This is a genomic window from Vibrio sp. 378 (assembly GCF_033339435.1).
The window spans coordinates 1-1,113 of sequence record NZ_JAWOUO010000134.1; the positions used below are offsets into that span (position 1 = coordinate 1).

Consider the following 1,113-nt stretch of genomic DNA (forward strand, 5'->3'; position numbering starts at 1 on the left):
CTGTGGCGCCGGACGATGTAGATTTACACGCTTATCTTGCGGTGTGGCAGCGCTTTAAAGGCAATCAAGCCGAATCAGATCAACACATGACAACGCTGGCCAAACTGAATGCTGGTAAAGCAGCAGACATCAAACGCATCTTCGACACAGTAGATCGCATTTTGGCAACGCCGCTGAAAGAGAAAGCCGATAAAGGCAAACTGGACGACAAAGGGGCGATCGTCACACTGGGATACGCTCTGAATCCGGATGGTTCAATGCACCAAATCTTAGTCGAACGTCTACAAACCACGTTAGCAATGGCGAAAGCGAACCCAGATGCGATAATTATTTTGACGGGCGGCGTACCAAAGAACCACAAAACCGAAGGTAAATTGATGGCGGACTGGTTGATTGAAAAAGGAGTCAGCAAAGACCGCATCATCGAAGAAAACTACGCCACCAGCACGGTAGGCAATGCCCTGTTCAGCAGCTACGCCTTGGCGCGCCACAACATCAAACACGCGACCATTATCAGCTCGGCAAGTCACGTGCGTCGTGGTCAAACCTTGTTTGAAATCGCTAGTTGGCAAACTGGCCCGCAGGGCATCACTTTCGACACCGTAAGTTACCCAGACAAACCCCTCAAAGACTTAGCGAAAGCCAGCGAGAGCGAACTACTTGGCATTTACCGCGATGCGCTGCGTACTTACGGTATGTGGAGTTATCGCTCTTACCCGTTGGAGTCGCGTTAACCCTTATCGCCCCATTCAAATCGAAAAAAGCCTGCACGTTCGCAGGCTTTCTTGCATTAAAACAGTGTCTAAAGCGATCAGATCGCTTCACCATTTACTGTAACGGCGACGTCAATGTTGCCACGAACGGCATTTGAGTATGGGCACACTTGGTGAGCAATGCGCGTCAACTCTAGTGCTTGTTCTTGTGGTAGGTCTAACTCTGCCGCGAGGCTAACGGTCAACGCAAAGCCACCGTTTTCATTCGGGCCAATGCCTACTTCAGCTGTCACAGGAGCACTCTTTAGCGCTACTTTTGCTTCACGCGCAACGTGCAAAATCGCGTTAGAGAAACAAGCCGAGTAACCCGCAGCAAACAGTTGTTCTGGATTCGTTGCTG

General features: G+C 50.4%; 2 protein-coding genes. One reads left to right on the top strand and one right to left on the bottom strand.

The annotated features are described in order from the left end of the window. On the top strand, positions 1-734 hold a 734-nt coding region (locus tag R7Q48_RS24630), incomplete at its 5' end, for a YdcF family protein (RefSeq protein ID WP_318132732.1). Between the two features lie 77 nt (positions 735-811). Here the strand turns inward: R7Q48_RS24630 and R7Q48_RS24635 are convergent. Continuing rightward, positions 812-1,113 (bottom strand): Ohr family peroxiredoxin (locus R7Q48_RS24635; protein ID WP_318132734.1); only part of this gene is annotated, 302 nt, incomplete at its 5' end.